The sequence below is a fragment of the Bacillus sp. P14.5 genome, from assembly GCF_003316765.1.
Classification (GTDB): domain Bacteria; phylum Bacillota; class Bacilli; order Bacillales; family Bacillaceae_B; genus Rossellomorea.
Genome location: NZ_NIJF01000119.1, coordinates 1 through 1,283 on the forward strand (window position 1 = coordinate 1; position 1,283 = coordinate 1,283).

The window sequence follows — 1,283 nt, forward strand, 5'->3', positions numbered from 1 at the left end:
CTGCGAGTGGATGGAGGAGCGGTTAAAAWWGACTTTTTAATGTCAGTTTCAAGCTGATATTCTCGATACAGCTGTAGAGCGGCCTGAGGTAAATGAAACGACGGCGTTAGGAGCAGCCTACCTTGCAGGACTTGCTGTCGGGTATTGGAATGATACCAGTGAGATTACAGCGCAGTGGAACCTTGACCGGAAATTTGATCCTGCCATGCAAGCGGAAGATATAGAAAAGCATTACGGCGGTTGGCAAAAGGCAGTGAAGGCGGCAATGGCTTTTAAATAGGTTCTTTCCGTAAACTTTGTTGCTATTTGTTATTAATACCGAAAATATCAATCTCAAGAAGGAAAAATACGGTAATATCGAAAAGAAAGAGCTACTCCTCCCGATAAGAGATAAAACTCTTAGTACCCGGGGATATCCGAAAACAGCCTTTAAATAAACCAAGACATAACATTTTTAAAATCTGAAGGTTATGGTATTATAAACACAAGTTAATAAACGGTTAGAGAATCTAGAGAGACCTGACAACATTATGCTGCTTTCATAATGTTTGTTCACGGTCTCTTTTTTATTGCATACAACAGAAGCGGAGGAATGACAGATGAGTTTTTCGTAGCTTGCAAAGAAGCCAAATACAAAGAAAAGTTAAAGAACGACCATTTTGACATCACGATCATTGGGGGAGGCATTACAGGAGCCGGAATCGCTTTGGATGCAGCGAATCGCGGCATGAAGGTCGCACTCGTGGAAATGCAGGACTATGCTGCCGGAACTTCCAGCCGTTCGACCAAGCTGGTTCACGGAGGTTTACGGTATTTAAAGCAATATGAAGTGAAAATGGTTGCCGAGGTTGGAAAGGAAAGAGAGATCGTGTACGAAAACGCTCCTCATGTTACAACGCCCGAATGGATGCTGCTGCCGATCCATAAGGGCGGGACCTTCGGAAGATTCAGCACCTCCATAGGATTACGGGTATATGATTATCTTGCCGGTGTAAAGAAGCTTGAACGAAGAAAAATGCTTTCTTCATCTGAAACGCTGGAAAAGGAGCCTCTTGTCAAGCGGGAAGGACTTAAAGGTGGAGGCTATTATGTTGAATACCGGACGGATGATGCCAGGCTGACAATCGAAACGATGAAGAAGGCGGTTGAGCATGGAGCAGCTGCTTTGAATTATGTGAAAGCTGAGCATTTCATTTACGAGGATAAAAGGTAAGGAATTCAAGCCAAGGATGTGCTCTCAGGAGAAACATTTGAGATTCACTCTGAAACAGTTGTCAATGCCT

The 1,283-nt window shown here is 43.6% G+C and carries 2 pseudogenes; both read left to right on the forward strand.

Features of this window, described 5'->3' with window-relative positions:
* A pseudogene (locus B9Z54_RS24505) lies at positions 1–280 on the forward strand (FGGY-family carbohydrate kinase); the annotation flags it as partial.
* Between the two features lie 378 nt (positions 281–658).
* Positions 659–1,181: pseudogene (locus B9Z54_RS24510) on the forward strand (FAD-dependent oxidoreductase); the annotation flags it as partial.
* Positions 1,182–1,283: the final 102 nt, after the last annotated feature.